Below are 16,807 nucleotides of genomic sequence, written 5' to 3' on the forward strand. Positions count from 1 at the left end.
ACTAGCGGCCGCCGTTGTACGGGCCGTACGGGCCGTCGCTGCTGCTGCCGCCGCGGCGCCGGTTGCCGCCGCCCGAGACCTGCTTGAGGGCCGGGCGGACGTCGACGAAGAACACGATGGACGCCACCAGGCCCGCGATCTGCAGGAACAGCATCCCGAGGAAGAAGTCCACCAGGACCGTGACGCCCAGGATGACCAGCCAGAAGGTCTTGGTCTGCTTGTCCGCCGCGCGGTAGGCGTCCTCACGCGCGAGGAGCGCGAGGACGAAGGCCGCGACGGCGAGCGCCAGCATGGCGTAGCCCAGCAACGGGAGGACCCCGTTATCGAACCCCTGCATCAGCATCGTCTCGACCGCCTTCTCGCGTTCAGCTCTTCCGACTCCACGCTACCGCCCGAGCCGCCTTCCGAAACGAGAACGAACCGGACACCCCGCGGGTGCCCGGTTCGTCCGCGGACATGTCAGCTCTCGCCGGCGGTTTCGGCGACCGGCTCGGCGGCGGTCTTCTTGACCCCGTTGCGGCGCGCGGCGGGCTTCTTCGCGGCGGTCTTCCCGTCGCCGTCCCCGTCCACGCCGGCGGCGGCCTCGGCCGGAGCGTCCTGCGCGGGCTCCGCGGGCGGGGCCGGCTCCGGCTCCACGGCCCCGGCGATGTCGACGATCTCGTCGGCGACCTCGCCGCGCCAGGCGCGTACGGCCTGCTCGCCGTGCTCGGCGACCTTGTCGTAGGTCTCCTTGGCCCGGACGGCGTACTCGGCGGCCACGCCGACCCCGCGCAGCGCCAGGTCCTGGGCGGTCTCGCCGAGCTTCTTCGGGTCGATCGCCCCGAAGACCTCGACGACCCGGGCCGTGACGGCCTCCTGGGCCACCTTGGCCTTCTCCTGGACGACCTTGGGGTCGGTGTCGAGCACGGCCTCGATCCGGGCCGGCGCCTCGGCGCGCAGCTGCTCGATCAGGCCGGGGACCTTCCTGGCCTGCTGGAAGGCCAGGTCGGCGGTGCCGGCGGCGAAGTAGAGGGGGGTGGGGTCGGTGAGGGTCTTCTTCAGGTCATCGGCGATGGCCATGTGCGGGTCCTCCCGGATCCGGTCAGTTCGTAGGGGGCACCGCGTCGTCGGCGGCCGGTTCGTCCGTCGCGTTCTCCTTGCGGAACGCGTCGTAGATCTGGAGCAGCACCTGCTTCTGCCGCTCGTTGATCGACGGGTCGGAGAGGATGACGGCCCGCGTCTCCACCTCGTCCCGGTCCCGCTCGTCGAGGATCCCGGCCTGCACGTACAGGGTCTCGGCGGAGATCCGCAGCGCCTTGGCCAGCTGCTGGAGGATGTCCGCGCTCGGCTTGCGCAGCCCGCGCTCGATCTGGCTCAGGTACGGGTTCGACACCCCGGCCGCGTCGGCCAGCTGCCGCAGCGACAGCTGGGCCTGCCGCCGCTGATCGCGGAGGTAGTCGCCGAGGTTCCCGACGTTGAGCGATGCCATGCTCCGATCCTGCCGCACCCTGCTAACTATTGCAAGCGCTTGCTTGCAGGAGTATCCATCCGGGTGGGCCGGAAAAGACTTCCGCAGACCTGTCACATCCGTGCGCGGCGCCGGGTCAGAGGGGTGTCGGACGCAAGAGAGCGACGACGACGAAGAAGAAGAAGACGCAGAAGCAGACCACCCGAAGGAGCCCCCGATGTCCACCACCGCCACCGTCGTCACCCTGGTCGCCGCCTTCATGGCCGGGTTCTCCGGCCTCTCGATCCTGCGCGGGGCGAAGTTCGTCACCGACCCGCTCGTCGAGTACGGCGTCCCGAAGGGGATGTGGACCTTCCTCGGCACCGTCAAGATCGCCGGCGCCCTCGGCCTCCTCGCCGGCTTCGCCGTCCCCGCCCTCGGCATCGCCGCCGCGATCGGCCTGGTCCTCTACTTCACCGGCGCCGTCATCACCGTCCTGCGGGCCCGCTCGTACGCCCACGTCGCCTTCCCGCTGATCTACGCCGCCCCCGCCGCCGCCGTCCTGGCCCTGGTCTGAGACCGGGGCCGGGGCCGGCGACGGCCCGGGCACCGGAAACGGGCGGCCCTCAGTCCTCCAGGGCCGTCAGGTCCAGCGCCCCCAGGCGCTCCGGGTCGGACAGCACGTCGATCGCGACGATCCGCCCCTCCACGACCGTGAAGGCCATGACCGACACGGCCCGGTCCTTGCGGACCACCACCACACCCGCCGCACCGTTGATCAGCGCCGGGCGTACGAACGGCACCAGCGAGCTGTACGTGACCGCCTGGCCCGCCACCGTCCGCGCCCCCGTCAGCACCACGGTGAGCGCACCGGCGGCCCCGCCGTCCGAACGCAGCACCACGTCCGGGTCGAGCACCGACAGCAGGGCCTCGAACTCCCCGTCCCGCGCGGCCGCGAAGAACGCGTCCACCGCCTCCCGCTGGCGCGCGAGGTCCTTGTCCGGAGCCGGGGCCTGCCCCTGCACCTTGCGCCGCGCCCGGCTCGCCAGCTGCCGGGTCGCCGCCGCGGACTTCTCGACCAGCGGGGCGATCTCCTCGAACGGCACCGCGAACATGTCGTGCAGGACGAACGCCAGCCGCTCCGCCGGCGCCAGCGACTCCATCACCACCATCAGCGCCAGCCCCACCGAGTCGGCCAGCATCACCTCCTGTTCCGGGTCGATCCGCCGCTCGGAGCCGATCAACGGGTCCGGGATCCGCGTCTCCAGCCGCTCCACCGGGTCCTCACGCCGCTGCTCGCGCGAGCGCAGCATGTTGAGGCAGATCCGCGAGACGACGGTGGTCAGCCACCCGCCGAGGTTCTCGACCTCGCTCACGTCGGTGCGCTCCAGCCGCAGCCACGTCTCCTGGACGGCGTCCTCGGCCTCGCTCACCGAGCCCAGCATCCGGTAGGACACCGCCTTCAGATGGCTGCGGTGCTCCTCGAAACGCTCCGTCAGATCCGCCAGTTCCGTCCACGAAGAACTCTCGTCCACCTGTCACATTCCTTCCTCACTGCGGGTCAGTGCAGTAGACCGCACACCACCGTGATTTCGAACGAGTTCAAGCCAGGGACGTCAACTCGCGTCCCCGCGATCGGAGATGAACCAGATGACGGACACGACCGGATCCCCCAGCCCCTTCCTCGTCACCGGCGGCACCGGAACCCTCGGCAGCCTGGTCGTACCGCTCCTGCGCGACGCCGGCGTCCCCGTCCGGATCCTCAGCCGCACCGCCCGCCCCGCCGCCGCCGACGGCATCACCCGGGTACGGGGCGACCTGCTGCGGGACGAGGGCCTCGACGCCGCCCTCGACGGCGTCGAAACGGTCCTGCACCTCGCCGGCGGGCCCAAGGGCGACGACGTCGCCGCTTGCAACCTTGTGCGCGCCGCCCAGGCCGCCCGGGTCCGCCACCTCGTCCTGATCTCCGTCATCGGTGCCGACACCGTGCCCCTCGCCTGGTTCCGGGCCAAACTCGACGCCGAGCGCGCCGTGTCCGGCTCCGGGCTGCCCTGGACCACGCTGCGGGCGGCCCAGTTCCACGAACTGGCCCTGACGGTCGCCGAGAAGCTGGCCAGGCTGCCCGTGGTCCCGGTCCCCGGCGGGGTCCGCTGGCAGCCCGTCGACTCCCGCGAGGTCGCGGCCCGCCTCGTCGAGCTGGCCCTCGGCAAGCCCGCCGGACTGGTCCCCGACCTCGCCGGGCCCGACGTCCACACCCTCGGCGACCTGAGCCGCAGCTACCTGCGGGCGCGCGGCAAGCGGCGCCTGATGCTGCCCGTCCGGATGCCCGGAAAGGCCGGCCGCGCCTACCGCGCCGGGGAGAACCTCTCCCTCGACGGGGCGGTCCTGGGCGAGCGCACCTGGGAGGCCTTCCTCGCCGAACGCCTCGCCGCCTAGGCCGCCCCTTCCCCGCCTAGGGCCTGTCTGCCGGGGACGGGCCCGGCCCCGCCGGCACTCCGCCGATCAGCACGGTCGCGCCCAGCTCCTCCGAGACCGCCGCGCGCACCGCCAGACCCCCCGCCGTCAGCGCGGAAGCCGTCAGCGGGGCCTGGCGGGCGCTGGTCTCGATCAGCAGGTGGCCACCCGGGGCCAGCCAGCGCAGGGCCTGCGCCGCGACCCGGCGGTGGACGTCCAGGCCGTCCTCGCCCCCGTCGAGGGAGACCAGCGGCTCGTGCTCCCGGGCCTCCGGCGGCATCAGCCCGATCTCCCCGGTCGGCACGTACGGGGCGTTGACCACCAGGACCTCCACCCGCCCCCGCAGCTCCGCCGGGAGCGCCGCGTACAGGTCGCCCTCCCACACCGCTCCCCCGTACGGGGCGACGTTGCGCCGGGCGTACGCCAGCGCGGCCGGGTCGATGTCGGCCGCGTGCAGCTCGACCCCGTCCGGCACCTGCGAGGCCACCGCCGCGCCGAGGGCGCCCACCCCGCAGCACAGGTCCAGCACCACGGCGCCGGGCCGGGCCAGCCCCACCGCCTCCTCGGCGAGGAACTCGCTGCGCCGGCGCGGTACGAAGGCCCCCGCCCCCACCTCCACGCGCAGCCCGCAGAACTGCGCCCAGCCGACGACGTGCTCCAGCGGCTCGCCCGCCACCCGCCGGGCGACCAGCCCCGCCAGCCGGCGGTCGTCCCCGGAGGCGGCCGCGACCAGCAGCTCGGCCTCCTCCTCGGCGAAGACGCAGCCCGCTGCGCGCAGCCGTTCGACGATCGATGTCATGTGTCCCCTCCCAGGGCCGGTCAGAAGACGTCCGGGCACCACGGGCGCCGGGCCGTGCGGAACACCGCGTCGGCCAGCGCGACCGCCCCGGCCCGCTCCTGCGTCACACGCCCCAGCGCCGCCAGCCGCGCCGCCGACTCGTCGCCTAGGTAGAGGGAGCCGAGCGCGGACACGTCCAGGCGCACGTCGGCCGGGTCCTGGGTACGGGTGCACGCGCCGGTCCCCGCGTCCAGCCGGTAGCGGCCGTCCGCGAGCCCCGCCGCGTCCTCCACCTCCAGGACCAGGACCCCGGGCACGGCGTACGTCCGGGCGGACAGGGCCCGTTCGACGTCGAGCAGCCGCAGCCACATGAAGTCCGCCGAGGTCACCAGGCGGGCCGCGCGCGGGTCGGGCAGCAGCAGCGGGACGAGGTCGTCGGGGGCGCGGTAGCCGGTGCGGACCTTCATCACCCAGTCGATGGAGCACAGGAACCGCCACAGGCCGCGCTCCGCCTCCGGGGTCACCGCGATCAGGTCCTTGACCTGGAGGGTGTTCAGCGGACGCTTCTCGTCCGTCCACCGGTCGTCGGCCGTGTACGCCGCCATACCGGCCGGCTCTCCCGCCCCGTCCCGGTAGACCGCGAAGAACCGGTGCTTGTAGGGGCGGTCCTGGGTCTCCTCCACCCCGGTGGCGATGTTCCACCGGCGCGTGTCGCGGCTGACCGCGCCGTGCACAGCCGCGCTGAGCCGCTCGTGCAGGCCGGGACCGGTCTCGCGGGCCTCGGCGGCGTCGACCAGGTCGATGCGGCCGCCGTCGCCGGGGCCGGCCGCGCGGGGGTCGAGGCCGCTGCGGGCGACGTCGATCTCCCATTCGACGGCGGTCGTGGCGGGCCCGTACCCGTACCGGCCGTAGATCGGGTACTCGGCGGCGATCAGGGTGGAGACGACGTCGCCGCGCTCCTTGGCGGCGGTCAGCTCGGCGGCCATCATCCGCGTCAGCAGGCCCTGCCGCCGGTGGGTGGCGGTCACGCTGACATTGGTGAGGGCGCTGGAGGGAACACGCGCGCCGCCGGGGACGGCCAGCTGCTGGGAGAAGGACCGGAAGGTGGCCACGCAGCGGCCGGTGGCGGCGTCGAACGCACCCTGGGTACGGGCGAGGTCCCAGTACTTGCTCCGCATGGCCACGTCGGGCCCCGCGACCGGAGCCGGCATCAGGAAGCCCGTGTTCAGGGCCCGCATCCACTCGGGGAGTTCGGATTCGGCGATCGGCCGGATGTCAGCACTCATATCCGGTCACGCTAACGGCCCCACCGGGCCGAGTCGCCCGAATTTCCGCCCGGCCGTCAGGCCCCGGGTCCCGCCACCGCCGCTACGCCAGCAGGTCGTCCACCTGCGCCTCGCCCTCCCGGTAGCGCCGGGTGATCTCCGCACTGGAGTCGTCCGCCGTCCGCTGGAGCTGCTGGCGGCGGCGCGAAACCTGCTGCTCGTAGCGGACCAGCCGGGCCATCGCCTCGTGCAGCTCGGCGTCCGTGCGCGCGTCCAGGTCCGACAGCTCCACGTCGGAGAGCATCTCGGCCGCCAGCAGCCGGAACTCCTCGTTGTGCGGGGTGCCGAGGGTGACGTGCCGGGCGGAGGCGCTGCGGCGGGACGGGGCGTCGGCGAGGATCTCCGAGAGCCGGTCCACCACCGGCGCCTCGGGGTCCGTCCGGCGGGCCAGCTCGGCGCGCAGGATGTCGATGCGGCCCTGGAGGAGCCTGCGGATGTAGCTGAGGTCGGCCTCGTCGCGCTGGGCGTCGCGGCGCAGGGCGCGCAGTTCGGGCAGGCCGAGCGCGGCGGCGGGGAGACCGGCGGGGGTGGTCGGCCCCTCGGGGTCGCCGGTGCGCTGCGCGGGCGGCCGCACCTGGGGCGCGGACGCCTCGTCGGGTGCCGCGGGTGCAAGTGCGGAGGTATCAGAGGTGGTGTTCATCGTTTCGTGTCCGTCCCCTCGACCGGTGCTGGGGGCACCGCCTGCGTGCATGGTGCCACTCTCCGTGGTGCGGACGCAGTCCCACGCCACCCGATCGGCCCCGGACGGGTGCACGCCTGGTACACAGGTGGTATGCGAGCAGTGGTGCAGAGGGTGGACGGCGCGAGCGTCGTCGTGGCCGGCGAGACGGTCGGCGAGATCGTCGGCGAGGGGCTGTGCGTGCTGGTGGGGGTGACCCACGACGACACCGCGGAGAAGGCGGCCGTGCTGGCGCGCAAGCTGTGGTCGGTGCGGATCCTGGAGGCGGAGAAGTCCTGCAGCGACGTGGACGCGCCGCTGCTGGTGATCTCCCAGTTCACGCTCTACGGGGACGCCCGCAAGGGCCGGCGCCCCACCTGGAACGCGGCCGCGCCCGGGCCGGTGGCCGAGCCGCTGGTGGACGAGGTCGTGGCGCAGCTGCGGGCGCTGGGCGCGACGGTGGCGACGGGCCGGTTCGGCGCGGACATGCGGGTCTCGCTGACCAACCACGGCCCGTTCACCCTCGTCATCGACGTATAGCCGCCGGAGCCCCTACGGGGCCACGACGACCTCCTGTGCGGCCGGGGTGGTCCCGGCCAGCAGCGGGGCGTCCACCGGAACGTTCCGCTTCACGAGCGCGAGGGCGATCGGCCCGAGCTCGTGGTGGCGCACGGCGGTGGTGACGAAGCCGAGCTGGCGGCCGTCCTCCCCGTCGGCGGCGAGGCGTACGGGCGCGCCGTGCGGCGGGAGCAGCACCTCGGAGCCGTCGAGGTGGAGGAAGACCAGGCGGCGCGGGGGCTTCCCCAGGTTGTGGACGCGGGCGACGGTCTCCTGGCCGCGGTAGCAGCCCTTCTGCAGGTGCACGGCGGTGCCGATGAGGCCGATCTCGTGCGGGATGGTGCGGTGGTCGGTCTCCAGGCCCAGGCGCGGGCGGTGCGCCTCGACGCGCAGGGCCTCGTAGGCGAGGAGCCCGGCGGCCGGGCCGTGCTCGGCGGCGAAGGCCTCCAGCCGCTCGCGCGGCAGGAACACGTCACGGCCGTACGGGGTCTCGCGGACCACGAGCTCCTTGTCGGTCTCGGCGATGGAGCCGGCCGGGAGGTGGAGGACGGCGAAGTCGGCGGTGCGGTCGGCGACTTCCACGCGGTAGAAGAACTTCATGGACTCCAGGTAGGCGATCAGCGCCTCCTGCGTGCCCGGCTCGACGTGCGCCCAGGTGGTCTCGCCGTCGTCGACGAGGTGCAGCTGGTGCTCGATGTGCCCGTTGGCGGAGAGGATCAGCGCCTCGGTGGCCTGCCCGGGCGGGAGTTCCGTGACGTGCTGGGTGATCAGCAGGTGAAGCCAGGCGAGCCGGTCCTGGCCGGTGACGGTGACGACCCCGCGGTGGGAGAGGTCGACGAAGCCTCGGCCGTCGGCGAGGGCGCGCTGTTCGCCGTAGAGCTCTCCGTAGTGGGCGGCGACGCCCTCGTCACGGCCTTCGGCCGCTACGGCGCCGGGAAGATGGAGCAAGGGGCTGCTGGTCATGCCACCAAGCCTACGACCCCGTCCGCGGGGTCCCAGGGCGCACCGGGGGCGCTACGCGTCGCCCTGTCCGGCGGCGGGGCTCCCGGCGCGGTCGTCCCGGCGGCGGGCGGCGCACCGCTCGCACAGGCCGAAGATGGCGAAGTGCTTCATGTCGGTCTCGAAGCCGAAGGTGGAGCGCAGCTTCGCCGTGAAGTCGGCGGCGATGTCGAGGTCGGCCTCGATCACCTCGGTGCAGTCGCGGCACACGAGGTGGATGTGGTGGTGCCGGTCGGCGAGGTGGTACGTGGGCGCCCCGTGCCCGAGGTGGGCGTGCGAGACCAGGCCGAGCTCCTCCAGGAGCTCCAGCGTGCGGTACACGGTGGAGATGTTGACGCCGGAGGCGGTCTTGCGCACTTCGACGAGGATCTCGTCGGGGGTGGCGTGCTCCAGGGCGTCGACCGCTTCCAGCACGAGCTGGCGCTGCGGTGTCAGCCGGTATCCGCGCTGCCGCAGGTCGGTCTTCCAGTCGGTGGTCACCACCCGGCCAGTGTAAGCGCGCGAAGGGGACCGCGGCCCTGCCGCGGTCCCCTTTCGTGCGCGTACGCGGCTCAGCGGAAGAAGGCGATGCCGTCTTCCGGGAGCTCGGGGAGGTTGCGCGCCATGTCGGCGATCTCCTCCGGGGTGACGACCTTCTTCAGCTGGGCCGACATGTAGGGGCGCAGCTCGACCTCGGGGGTCGCCTTCTCGCCGACCCACATCAGGTCGCTCTTCACGTAGCCGTAGAGGCGCTTGCCGCCGCTGTACGGGCCGGAGGCGGCGGTACGGGCCACGGCGTCGGTGACGAGGTCGATCTGCGGCTTCTGGTCGGCGAGCTCGCCGTACCAGACCTCGACCACGCCCTGGTCGCGGACCATGACGATCTCGACCTTGCGGTCCTTGTCGATGCGCCAGTAGCCCGACTCGGACTCCAGCGGGCGCACCTTGTTGCCGTCGGCGTCGAGGACCCAGGAGTGGGAGGTGTACTCCAGGAAGTCCCGGCCGTCGTGGCTGAAGACGACTTCCTGGCCGAAGTTGCACTTCTCCTCGCCGGGGAAGTCGAAGACGCCGGCGCCTTCCCAGGTACCGAGGAGGAAGGCGAGGGGGACGAGACCGGGGTTCAGGTCGGACGGGATCTGGATCATGGTTGGCTGCTCAGGCGATCTGTGGGAGGGGTTCCGGGGCGGTCGGCCGGTCGGCTGTCAGCGCTGACCCTGGTACAGCTTCTTGACGGCCAGGCCGGTGAAGGCGAGGACGCCGACGCAGACCAGGACCAGCAGGGAGGTGAAGAAAGCCTCAAGCACGGGGTGCTCCTCGGAGGATTCGGTGCGGGTGGACGGGGCCGGTCCCCAAGCCTACTGGCCCGGGGACCGGCGCACGGTGTGAGGTAGGCCGAACCGGGCCTGCCGGGGGGCGCCGCTCAGTGGAGCAGCTGGTCCTGGAGGATCACCGTCTGGTGGAGGGGGACGGTGAGGGCCGCGCCCTTGCGGCTCTGGACGATCACTGCCTGGATGTCGCCCGCCTCGACGCACCCGACGCGGGTCTGTTCGTCGCCGAAGGGGACGGCCTCTTCCAGGACCTTGATGCCCTCGACGGCCGGCGAGACCTGGCCGACCTTGGCCTTGTTCCAGACCTCGTCCGTCACGACCTGCTTGACGCCGTTCAGCTCCATGTCGGTGCCGCACCCCTTGAAGGTGTCCGCGAATCCCGAGGCGTGGAAGCGCAGCAGGTAGACGCGGGTGCGGGTGCCGTCGGGAGTGGTCCAGCCGCGGCCGGCGATCTGGCGCAGGCCGTTGACGTCGAACTGCTCGCGCATCGTGGCGCGGGCCGACGGCTCGTACTCCTCCAGGAAGGTGTCCACGGTGACGGCCGAGTCCTTCTCCAGCCTCAGCGCGCCGTCGGGCGTGGAGCCCTGGGGAGCGGGCAGCAGGAGCTGGGTCAGGCCGGCGTAGTGGATGCCCTCCGGGTTGTCCGCGGCGAAGGGCAGCGCGGCGCCGGGGGGAGGGGTGGGCCTGGCCAGGACGGGGTACGCCCAGCGGCCGTCGTCCTTGGTGGACAGGCCGGGGACGTCGGTGCGCTCGGCCCGGGTGATCCCGTACGCCGTCCCCGCCCCGGCGACGCCGAAGACGAGGACGGCGGCGGTCCACCGCAGGACGGCGCGCAGGGCGCGGCGGTCCTTCGCGGCGGGGGCGTCGGGGGACCCGGTTCCCGGGGCGTCCGCGGCGGGGGCGTCCGGGGCGGCGGTGGTCTGCTCGGTCACACGGACTCCCCGGGGGACTTCAGGTGGTTCAGCTGGTTCTTGAAGATCGTGACGGCGTCGGAGGCCGAGAAGACGCTCTTGGATCCGTAGGCCCGGAAGTCGACCATCACGTCACCCTGGACCGCCACGCAGGTCAGGGAGTCGATGCCCTGGTCCTTCTTGTCCTTGTCCTTGCCCTTGCCCGCGTCGTCGGCGACCAGGGCGGCCAGAGCGCACCTGGCATCGGGGAACCCGTCCGCCTTGGGCGCCTCACGGCCGTCACCGCCGAGTTCGAGGAGCTTGCGCGAGACCTGGGAGAAGGAATCCAGGGCCTTGGGGTCGGCCTGCATCAGCTTGACCTCCACGACCAGCGTCCCGGTGTCCTTCGCGAAGGTGCGGCCCGCCACGCCCTTCAGCTTGAGCCCGGCCAGCATGTCGTCGCGCTTCTTGCGCTCCGAGGACGACAGGCCGGTGCGGGCCTCCTTGAAGCCGTCCAGCGCCCGTTCGCCCGACACGACGTAGTCGTTGCCGTCGGCGCCCAGGTCGGGGCCGGGCCGGTAGCCCGGCGGGGCCGGGATGAGCTTCGCGGAGAGGAGGTTCGCGGGCACCTGGCCCGGCACCCCGCGGTTCGGCAGCGACGCCCCGTCGGGGACCCAGTACGCCGTGCGTGCCGTCCGGTCGGCGCCGGTGACGGCGGACGAGGCCCAGACCCCGCCGGCCGCGAGGACGACGGCCGTGACGGCCGCCGCGGCGAGGGCGACGCCCTTGCGACGCCGGCCCGTCCGCGCGCCGGCCTCCCCCGCGGGTTCCGCCTGCGCGGGCTCCTCGGGCGCGGGTGCCTCGGGCGCCGGGGCCTCCGTGGCGGGGGTTTCCGGCGCCTGGGCGGTGGCGTCCGTGTCCTTCTGCGGCTCGGTCACAGTCGCTCCCACTGGCGCTTCGCCACCTCGGCGACGTCGCTCTCCGCGATCTCACGTCCGCGCAGGTCGAGGTAGAAGATGTGCATGACGATGTCGCCCCGGCGGGCGACGGCCCTGGCTTCACGGACCGGGTAGTAGCCGGGCTTCTCATCGGCCTTGGAGAACACCCAGAGGTGTCCGGACTCGCCGGGCACTCCGGGGATGTCCGCTCCGGCGTTGCCCGCGAAGTCGGCCTTGGGCAGGTACTCGGACTGGCCGATCTTGTACGCGTCCGCCCCCATGAAGTCCTTGAACTGGAGCAGCTGGACGCCGACGTGGACGTCGCCCTGCTCCCAGCTCGTCGACGCCACGCGCCGGAAGCCGTGCTCCACGAGGTTGCGGAAACCGCCCTCGGGCTTCTCGAAGCCCAGCGCGTACGAGTCGAGGCTGTCGTAACCGCTGCCCTCGGCCTTCGCCCCCGCCGGCGCGTCGATCAGGAGCTTCGTGAGGTCGTCGTCCGTCTTGTGCCAGCGGTTGGCGTTGATCGACTTGGCCGTGGTGGCGTCGTTCGGCGCCTGCGCCTTCGGGGTCTCCAGCTTCTGCTGGGCCAGGGGCGGCAGGGCCGTGGGCGTGCGGCCGTACTGGATCGCGTAGCCGGTCACCGTGCCGGCGACGGCGCCGAGGACGAGGGCGGCGGCGATCAGGGCGGTGGTGCGGCCACGCCGGCGCGGAGCGCGCGGTGGCGGCTGTTCTTGTTCCAAAGGGGTCCCCCCACAGACCTGGAGGCGCGGGAACGTTCGCCCGCGCACATCCAAGACACCATGGGCCCCAGGGACGTTGTACGCATCCTTATTACGCTTTTATCTCGAACGCGTTCAATCCTCGGGCGGCCGCCGCTTCCCGTCCAGTTCGTCCCACCACTCGTCGGACTTCGGATCCCCCGACGGGTCGTCCCACCAGCGGTCCTCCGGCCCGCGCCGGTTCGCGACCATCGCCGCGACCGGCGGGATGACCATCGCGACCACGCACAGCGCGACCGCCGCCGGCACCGAGAAGAGGCGCACGAAGGACCAGGCGGAGACGAAGAGGAACAGGCATCCGCCCATGAGCAGGAAGTAGGCGCGCCGACGCCGGGCGTACATACCTCCAGCCTAGGACCGGCCCCCGCGAACACAAGGGCGCGGACAAGGGCGCGGACGGCGCGAAGGGCCGCACCCCGATCCAGTGGCGTCCAACCCCCTGGGGTGCGGCCCTTCGGCCGGTACGGCGGTGCGGTCGTGCGTCAGACCGCGATGGCGACGTCCGTCACGCCGCCGGCCTCGGCGACCTCGACGGCGCGGTCGGCCTGGCCGCCGGGCACCAGCGCCCGCAGCGTCCACGAGCCGGTGGCCGCGTAGAAGCGGAACTGACCGGTCGCGGAGGTCGGGACCTCGGCGGTGAACTCGCCGGTCGAGTCCAGCAGCCGCACGTAGCCGCTGACGGGCTCGCCGTCCTTGGTCACCTGGCCCTGGATCGCGGTCTCACCGGGCTTGAGCGTCGCGAGGTCGGGCCCGCCGATCTGTGCTCCACACATGTTCTCTGTCCTGTCATAGAGAGGTTCTGCTGCTGCGGGGGCGGGTGGGCGGGCGTCGCGTGCACGCCCCGCCGCCACGGGGACTACTTGTTGGCGCCGAGCTCGATCGGCACGCCGACGAGCGAGCCGTACTCGGTCCAGGAGCCGTCGTAGTTCTTGACGTTCTCCTGGCCCAGGAGCTCGTGCAGCACGAACCACGTGAGCGCGGAGCGCTCACCGATGCGGCAGTAGGCGATGGTGTCCTTGGCGAGGTCGACCTGCTCGGCCTCGTAGAGGGCGGTCAGCTCCTCGTCGGACTTGAAGGTGCCGTCGTCGTTGGCGTTCTTCGACCACGGGATGTTGCGGGCGCTCGGCACGTGGCCGGGGCGCTGCGACTGCTCCTGCGGGAGGTGCGCCGGGGCGAGCAGCTTGCCGGAGAACTCGTCGGGCGAGCGGACGTCGACCAGGTTCAGCGAGCCGATCGCGGCGACGACGTCATCGCGGAAGGCGCGGATCGAGGTGTCCTGGGCCTTGGCCTTGTACGCGGTGGCCGGGCGGTTCGGGACGTCCTTGCCGTCGACCAGGTCGCGGGAGTCGAGCTCCCACTTCTTGCGGCCGCCGTCGAGGAGCTTGACGTCCTGGTGGCCGTAGAGCTTGAAGTACCAGTAGGCGTACGAGGCGAACCAGTTGTTGTTGCCGCCGTAGAGGACGACGGTGTCGTCGTTGGAGATGCCCTTGGCGGAGAGGAGCTTCTCGAAGCCCTCCTGGTCCACGAAGTCACGGCGCACCGGGTCCTGGAGGTCCTGCTTCCAGTCGATCCGGACGGCGTTCTTGATGTGGTTCTTGTCGTACGCGGACGTGTCCTCGTCCACCTCGACGATCACGACGTTGTCGTCGTTCAGGTGGGCCTCGACCCAGTCGGCGTCTACGAGGACGTCGCTGCGGCTCATGGTGATCTCCTCCGGGGCAGTGTGCGGCGGGGCTGTGCTGTGCTGCGGTGGGGCTGGCGTTGCTCTGCGTGTGCCGCTGTCCGGCTGTCGCTCTCCGGCCCTGCGCGGGGAGGCGTCGGGGGCGGGAGGCGGGTGCGGTGCGGTCACGCGGGATGAAGGGCCGTCGGTCCGGCCGGCGGAGCGGGAAGGCTCACGCCTCACATGGAGCGACAGAGCATGGCGGCGACGCGACACAGGTCTACTGCCCGCCGCTTCGTGAGGTCCGCCTGCTGATGCTTCATAGCCAGGATCGTAGGGACGAACCGGCCGCCCTGTCACCGGCGTGTCATATGGCGAGACAGGATCGTCCGAATGGCGGGATGAGAAAGCCCCGGGAGGCCGTCCCGCGGCCTTCCGGGGCTGGTCGCGCGGCCCGTCCTCCTGCGGATCGGACCACGCCGTCTCACGATCCGGCCAGACTCACGTCCGTGCCGGTCAGCGTGAGGTGGACGCCCGCCTCGTCCGAGGTCAGCGCGGTGAGCTTCAGACCGGCCGGGAGGCCGTCGTCGATGCGGCGGTCGAAGTCCGTCCGCTTGCGGATCGCGCTCTCGATCCCCGGTATACCCTCGCCCGGCACGGAGTCCGCGTGGACCCGGACGGTCTTGCCGCCGCCCGGCCCCTGCTTGCCGTCGACGAGCTCGACGGTGGAGATCACGCTGCGGGTGATCGTCCGGCCCAGAACGTCCACCGACGCGGTGACCTTCAGCTTGCCGGGCTGGCCCCCGTAGGTCAGCGTCGCGCCGGTCTGGGAGGCCTTGGTGAGGTCCTCGTACGAGATCAGCGCGGTGCCCTCGGCGCGCCGGGCGGAACCGCCGGTGTAGCCGGAGTTCAGCTTCACGTCGTGGAAGGCGGCGTCGAGCTGCGAGAGCCGCGTCTTGCGGCCGTCGGCGGTGACCTCGACGCCCTTCAGCTTCAGGTCGACCTGCTCCAGCTCGTGGCTGAGCGCCTGGGTGAGGAAGGGGAAGCCGTGGATGTCGACCTCGGCGCTGCCGGCCAGGCCCTGGCGGGACTGGACCTTCTCGGCGAGCCGGTCCTCGGCGTAACCGACCGCCCACCGGTCGGCGCCCACGAACAGGCCCCCCAGCACCACTGCCACGATCAGCACGAAACGCAGGAAACGCACGTGTCCTCCCCCTACTCGACGGTACGTGCGTTCTAGTGGACCATGATCGCCGTCGGAGCGCGGTGAGCGGGCGGGGCGGGCGCCCACTTCCACGACGCCCGCCCCGCCCGCCCTGCCCGTCCCTTTGCCTCAGCCGACCACGCGGCCGATCAGGTAGACGGCGGGGGCGGCCACCGCCAGCGGCAGCGCGACGCCGGCCGTCATGTGCACGAACTTCGACGGGTAGTCGTACGCTGCCACCCGCAGCCCGACCAGCGCGCACACGCCGGCCACCAGGCCGACCAGCGCACCGCCCGCGCCCATCCCGACCAGCCCGCCGACCGCGATGCCCGCACCGGCCGCGGCGGCCAGCGAGACGCCCACGGAGGGGGCGGTCGGCAGCGGCAGGGCCCGCGCGAACACGGCGACGGCCACGGAGGCCGCCCCGGCGCTCACGGCGGCCCAGTCGGCCGCGAGGAACCCGGTGCACGCGATGGCCAGCGCGGCGGAGGCCACGGAGGCCATCAGCCCGTACATCCGCTCGTCGGGGTCGGCGTGGCTGCGCAGCTGGAGCACCAGCGTGAGCAGCACCCACGCCCCGAGGGTGCCGATGATGGCGCCGGGGCCGTACGTACCGTCCACCGCGAGGACCGCGCCGTCGGCGACGAGGGCTCCGGCGAAGGCCAGGGCGATGCCCTGGCGGGCCGGCCACATGCCGTTGAGGCGGAACCAGCCGGCGGCGGTGAGGCCCTGGAGGGCGATCAGCGGCAGCAGCAGGGCGTACGGGCCCAGCGCGGCGGCGCCGGCGAGCAGCAGCCCGAGGGCGGCGGTCAGTATGGCCGACTGCGGCCCGGGGTCGATGATCGGCGACCGCCCCTCGGCCCGCGCCTGGGCGGGGTCGACGGCGCGCAGGGTGTTCCCCCCGAGCGTCGGCGGCGACCAGTCCGCCCCACCGGCCTGCGCCTGCGGCTCGGCCTCCCGCACGGGCGGCAGGTAGGCGGTCTGCGCGGCGGCGTCCTCCACCGGAGGCACGGGCGGCAGGTAGGCCGTCTCGGCGGCGGCGTTCTCCATCGGGGGGACGGGCGGGAGATACGCCGTCTCGGCCGCGGCGTTCTCCACCGGAGGAACGGGCGGCAGGTACGCCGTCTGCGCGGCGGCGTTCTCCACCGGAGGCACCGGCGGCAGGTACGCCGTCTGCGCGGCGGCGTTCTCCACCGGAGGCACCGGCGGCAGGTAAGCCGTCTCCGCCGCGGCCATGTCCGCCGGGGGCTGCGGCTGGGGGTCGCGGAACCACGAGTCGGGCACGGCGGAGCCCTGCGGCTGCGCGGGGCCCGGGTACGGCGGCAGGTAGGCGGTCTGCGCGGCGGCGCTCTCCGCCGGAGCCACGGGCGGCAGGTACGCCGTCTCCGCCACGGCCGAGGCGGTGTCCGGCCAGGGCGCGCCCCCGCCGGCCGGCTGCGCCGGCCCGGGCTGCCGCACGGGCGGCAGGTACGCCGTCTCGGCGGCGTCCGCCTGCGCCGGCGGCTGCGCACCCGGCACGGGAGCCTGCGGCCCGGCGTCCCGGAACCACGACTCGGGCACGGCGGAGCCCTGCGGCTGCACCTGCGCCTGCTGCCCCGGATACCCGGCGCCACCACCGGACGGGGCGTCCTGCCACGGAACGCCCCCGCCCCCGGTCGGCTGCGGCTGCGGCTCGGGGTCGCGGAACCACGAGTCGGGCACGGCGGAACCCTGCGGTTGCGCCTGCCCCTGCTGCCCCGGGTACCCGGCACCGCCTCCGGCGGAGGCGTCCGGCCACGGCACACCACCCCCGGCCCCGGTGCCCCCGGCCTGCTGCTGCCAGTCCGGATGC

The 16,807-nt window shown here is 73.1% G+C and carries 22 protein-coding genes; 3 read left to right on the top strand and 19 right to left on the bottom strand.

The annotated features are described in order from the left end of the window. Position 1: 1 nt before the first annotated feature. The 3 genes from ACZ5NJ_RS25900 to ACZ5NJ_RS25910 all read right to left on the bottom strand — a co-directional run bounded on the left by ACZ5NJ_RS25900 (position 2) and on the right by ACZ5NJ_RS25910 (position 1,468). Positions 2-343, bottom strand: coding sequence for a DUF2516 family protein (locus tag ACZ5NJ_RS25900; protein ID WP_358895768.1), 342 nt, complete (start codon positions 341-343; stop codon positions 2-4). 116 nt (positions 344-459) lie between these two features. Further along, positions 460-1,059: a hypothetical protein gene (locus ACZ5NJ_RS25905; protein WP_468767598.1), complete on the bottom strand. Its 600-nt coding sequence runs from the start codon at positions 1,057-1,059 to the stop codon at positions 460-462. 22 nt (positions 1,060-1,081) lie between these two features. Beyond that, positions 1,082-1,468, bottom strand: a complete 387-nt coding sequence (locus ACZ5NJ_RS25910; protein WP_468767599.1) for a helix-turn-helix domain-containing protein — start codon at positions 1,466-1,468, stop codon at positions 1,082-1,084. A 196-nt stretch (positions 1,469-1,664) separates the two neighbouring features. On the opposite strand from ACZ5NJ_RS25910, the gene ACZ5NJ_RS25915 reads away from it, so the two are divergent. Further along, entirely contained in the window at positions 1,665-2,003 is a 339-nt protein-coding gene (locus tag ACZ5NJ_RS25915) for a DoxX family protein (RefSeq protein ID WP_468767600.1), read from the top strand. A 49-nt stretch (positions 2,004-2,052) separates the two neighbouring features. Here the strand turns inward: ACZ5NJ_RS25915 and ACZ5NJ_RS25920 are convergent, their stop codons facing one another. Further along, on the bottom strand, positions 2,053-2,961 hold the full coding sequence (locus tag ACZ5NJ_RS25920) for a sigma-70 family RNA polymerase sigma factor (RefSeq protein WP_468767601.1): 909 nt from the start codon (positions 2,959-2,961) through the stop codon (positions 2,053-2,055). Between the two features lie 115 nt (positions 2,962-3,076). On the opposite strand from ACZ5NJ_RS25920, the gene ACZ5NJ_RS25925 reads away from it, so the two are divergent. Next, positions 3,077-3,862 (top strand): SDR family oxidoreductase, encoded by a 786-nt coding sequence (locus tag ACZ5NJ_RS25925; protein ID WP_468767603.1) that lies wholly within the window; start codon positions 3,077-3,079, stop codon positions 3,860-3,862. Between the two features lie 16 nt (positions 3,863-3,878). Here the strand turns inward: ACZ5NJ_RS25925 and ACZ5NJ_RS25930 are convergent, their stop codons facing one another. The 3 genes from ACZ5NJ_RS25930 to ACZ5NJ_RS25940 all read right to left on the bottom strand — a co-directional run bounded on the left by ACZ5NJ_RS25930 (position 3,879) and on the right by ACZ5NJ_RS25940 (position 6,623). Continuing rightward, positions 3,879-4,679 (bottom strand): putative protein N(5)-glutamine methyltransferase, encoded by an 801-nt coding sequence (locus ACZ5NJ_RS25930; RefSeq protein ID WP_468767605.1) that lies wholly within the window; start codon positions 4,677-4,679, stop codon positions 3,879-3,881. A gap of 20 nt (positions 4,680-4,699) precedes the next feature. Then, positions 4,700-5,944 (bottom strand): GNAT family N-acetyltransferase, encoded by a 1,245-nt coding sequence (locus tag ACZ5NJ_RS25935; protein ID WP_468767606.1) that lies wholly within the window; start codon positions 5,942-5,944, stop codon positions 4,700-4,702. 82 nt (positions 5,945-6,026) lie between these two features. Continuing rightward, entirely contained in the window at positions 6,027-6,623 is a 597-nt protein-coding gene (locus ACZ5NJ_RS25940; protein ID WP_468767608.1) for an RsiG family protein, read from the bottom strand. A 132-nt stretch (positions 6,624-6,755) separates the two neighbouring features. Between ACZ5NJ_RS25940 and dtd the strand changes: the two genes are divergently transcribed. Continuing rightward, on the top strand, positions 6,756-7,181 hold the full coding sequence (gene dtd, locus ACZ5NJ_RS25945; protein WP_468767609.1) for a D-aminoacyl-tRNA deacylase: 426 nt from the start codon (positions 6,756-6,758) through the stop codon (positions 7,179-7,181). Between the two features lie 12 nt (positions 7,182-7,193). Here dtd and ygfZ read toward each other — a convergent pair whose 3' ends face one another. From ygfZ to ACZ5NJ_RS26005, 12 genes are all read right to left on the bottom strand, one after another. Next, on the bottom strand, positions 7,194-8,162 hold the full coding sequence (ygfZ, locus tag ACZ5NJ_RS25950) for a CAF17-like 4Fe-4S cluster assembly/insertion protein YgfZ (protein ID WP_468767611.1): 969 nt from the start codon (positions 8,160-8,162) through the stop codon (positions 7,194-7,196). Positions 8,163-8,213: 51 nt separating this feature from the next. Next, complete coding sequence (locus tag ACZ5NJ_RS25955; protein WP_468767612.1) at positions 8,214-8,681, bottom strand: Fur family transcriptional regulator; 468 nt, start codon at positions 8,679-8,681, stop codon at positions 8,214-8,216. A gap of 68 nt (positions 8,682-8,749) precedes the next feature. Further along, positions 8,750-9,322, bottom strand: a complete 573-nt coding sequence (locus ACZ5NJ_RS25960; protein WP_468767614.1) for a heme-binding beta-barrel domain-containing protein — start codon at positions 9,320-9,322, stop codon at positions 8,750-8,752. A gap of 275 nt (positions 9,323-9,597) precedes the next feature. Continuing rightward, a complete protein-coding gene (locus ACZ5NJ_RS25965; RefSeq protein WP_468767615.1) occupies positions 9,598-10,437 on the bottom strand; it encodes a hypothetical protein in 840 nt (279 codons plus the stop codon). Then, positions 10,434-11,333, bottom strand: a complete 900-nt coding sequence (locus ACZ5NJ_RS25970) for a hypothetical protein (RefSeq protein ID WP_468767616.1) — start codon at positions 11,331-11,333, stop codon at positions 10,434-10,436. The genes ACZ5NJ_RS25965 and ACZ5NJ_RS25970 overlap by 4 nt, the downstream gene beginning before the upstream one ends. Next, positions 11,330-12,073 (bottom strand): hypothetical protein, encoded by a 744-nt coding sequence (locus tag ACZ5NJ_RS25975; protein ID WP_468767617.1) that lies wholly within the window; start codon positions 12,071-12,073, stop codon positions 11,330-11,332. The genes ACZ5NJ_RS25970 and ACZ5NJ_RS25975 overlap by 4 nt, the downstream gene beginning before the upstream one ends. A 114-nt stretch (positions 12,074-12,187) precedes the next feature. Further along, positions 12,188-12,454 (bottom strand): DUF3099 domain-containing protein, encoded by a 267-nt coding sequence (locus ACZ5NJ_RS25980; protein ID WP_358960178.1) that lies wholly within the window; start codon positions 12,452-12,454, stop codon positions 12,188-12,190. A 140-nt stretch (positions 12,455-12,594) separates the two neighbouring features. Further along, positions 12,595-12,885 carry a DUF1416 domain-containing protein gene (locus ACZ5NJ_RS25985; RefSeq protein ID WP_468767619.1) on the bottom strand — a complete coding sequence of 97 codons (291 nt, stop codon included), beginning with the start codon at positions 12,883-12,885 and terminating at the stop codon, positions 12,595-12,597. A gap of 83 nt (positions 12,886-12,968) precedes the next feature. Continuing rightward, positions 12,969-13,814: a sulfurtransferase gene (locus ACZ5NJ_RS25990; RefSeq protein ID WP_468767620.1), complete on the bottom strand. Its 846-nt coding sequence runs from the start codon at positions 13,812-13,814 to the stop codon at positions 12,969-12,971. 197 nt (positions 13,815-14,011) lie between these two features. Then, entirely contained in the window at positions 14,012-14,095 is an 84-nt protein-coding gene (locus ACZ5NJ_RS25995; protein ID WP_350206375.1) for a putative leader peptide, read from the bottom strand. Positions 14,096-14,256: 161 nt separating this feature from the next. Further along, positions 14,257-14,976 carry an LmeA family phospholipid-binding protein gene (locus ACZ5NJ_RS26000; RefSeq protein ID WP_468767621.1) on the bottom strand — a complete coding sequence of 240 codons (720 nt, stop codon included), beginning with the start codon at positions 14,974-14,976 and terminating at the stop codon, positions 14,257-14,259. A 129-nt stretch (positions 14,977-15,105) separates the two neighbouring features. Beyond that, positions 15,106-16,557: a hypothetical protein gene (locus ACZ5NJ_RS26005; RefSeq protein WP_468767653.1), complete on the bottom strand. Its 1,452-nt coding sequence runs from the start codon at positions 16,555-16,557 to the stop codon at positions 15,106-15,108. Positions 16,558-16,807 lie beyond the last annotated feature (250 nt).

It is taken from the genome of Streptomyces sp. NPDC032091 (assembly GCF_055580265.1).

Bases quoted from the DNA above. Each gene is read 5' to 3' on its own strand.
- ACZ5NJ_RS25900 (WP_358895768.1), bottom strand. From the start codon at position 343: ATGCTGATGCAGGGGTTCGATAACGGGGTCCTCCCGTTGCTGGGCTAC.
- ACZ5NJ_RS25905 (WP_468767598.1), bottom strand. From the start codon at position 1,059: ATGGCCATCGCCGATGACCTGAAGAAGACCCTCACCGACCCCACCCCC.
- ACZ5NJ_RS25910 (WP_468767599.1), bottom strand. From the start codon at position 1,468: ATGGCATCGCTCAACGTCGGGAACCTCGGCGACTACCTCCGCGATCAG.
- ACZ5NJ_RS25915 (WP_468767600.1), top strand. From the start codon at position 1,665: ATGTCCACCACCGCCACCGTCGTCACCCTGGTCGCCGCCTTCATGGCC.
- ACZ5NJ_RS25925 (WP_468767603.1), top strand. From the start codon at position 3,077: ATGACGGACACGACCGGATCCCCCAGCCCCTTCCTCGTCACCGGCGGC.
- ACZ5NJ_RS25930 (WP_468767605.1), bottom strand. From the start codon at position 4,679: ATGACATCGATCGTCGAACGGCTGCGCGCAGCGGGCTGCGTCTTCGCC.
- ACZ5NJ_RS25935 (WP_468767606.1), bottom strand. From the start codon at position 5,944: ATGAGTGCTGACATCCGGCCGATCGCCGAATCCGAACTCCCCGAGTGG.
- ACZ5NJ_RS25940 (WP_468767608.1), bottom strand. From the start codon at position 6,623: ATGAACACCACCTCTGATACCTCCGCACTTGCACCCGCGGCACCCGAC.
- dtd (WP_468767609.1), top strand. From the start codon at position 6,756: ATGCGAGCAGTGGTGCAGAGGGTGGACGGCGCGAGCGTCGTCGTGGCC.
- ygfZ (WP_468767611.1), bottom strand. From the start codon at position 8,162: ATGACCAGCAGCCCCTTGCTCCATCTTCCCGGCGCCGTAGCGGCCGAA.
- ACZ5NJ_RS25960 (WP_468767614.1), bottom strand. From the start codon at position 9,322: ATGATCCAGATCCCGTCCGACCTGAACCCCGGTCTCGTCCCCCTCGCC.
- ACZ5NJ_RS25980 (WP_358960178.1), bottom strand. From the start codon at position 12,454: ATGTACGCCCGGCGTCGGCGCGCCTACTTCCTGCTCATGGGCGGATGC.
- ACZ5NJ_RS25985 (WP_468767619.1), bottom strand. From the start codon at position 12,885: ATGTGTGGAGCACAGATCGGCGGGCCCGACCTCGCGACGCTCAAGCCC.
- ACZ5NJ_RS25990 (WP_468767620.1), bottom strand. From the start codon at position 13,814: ATGAGCCGCAGCGACGTCCTCGTAGACGCCGACTGGGTCGAGGCCCAC.
- ACZ5NJ_RS25995 (WP_350206375.1), bottom strand. From the start codon at position 14,095: ATGAAGCATCAGCAGGCGGACCTCACGAAGCGGCGGGCAGTAGACCTG.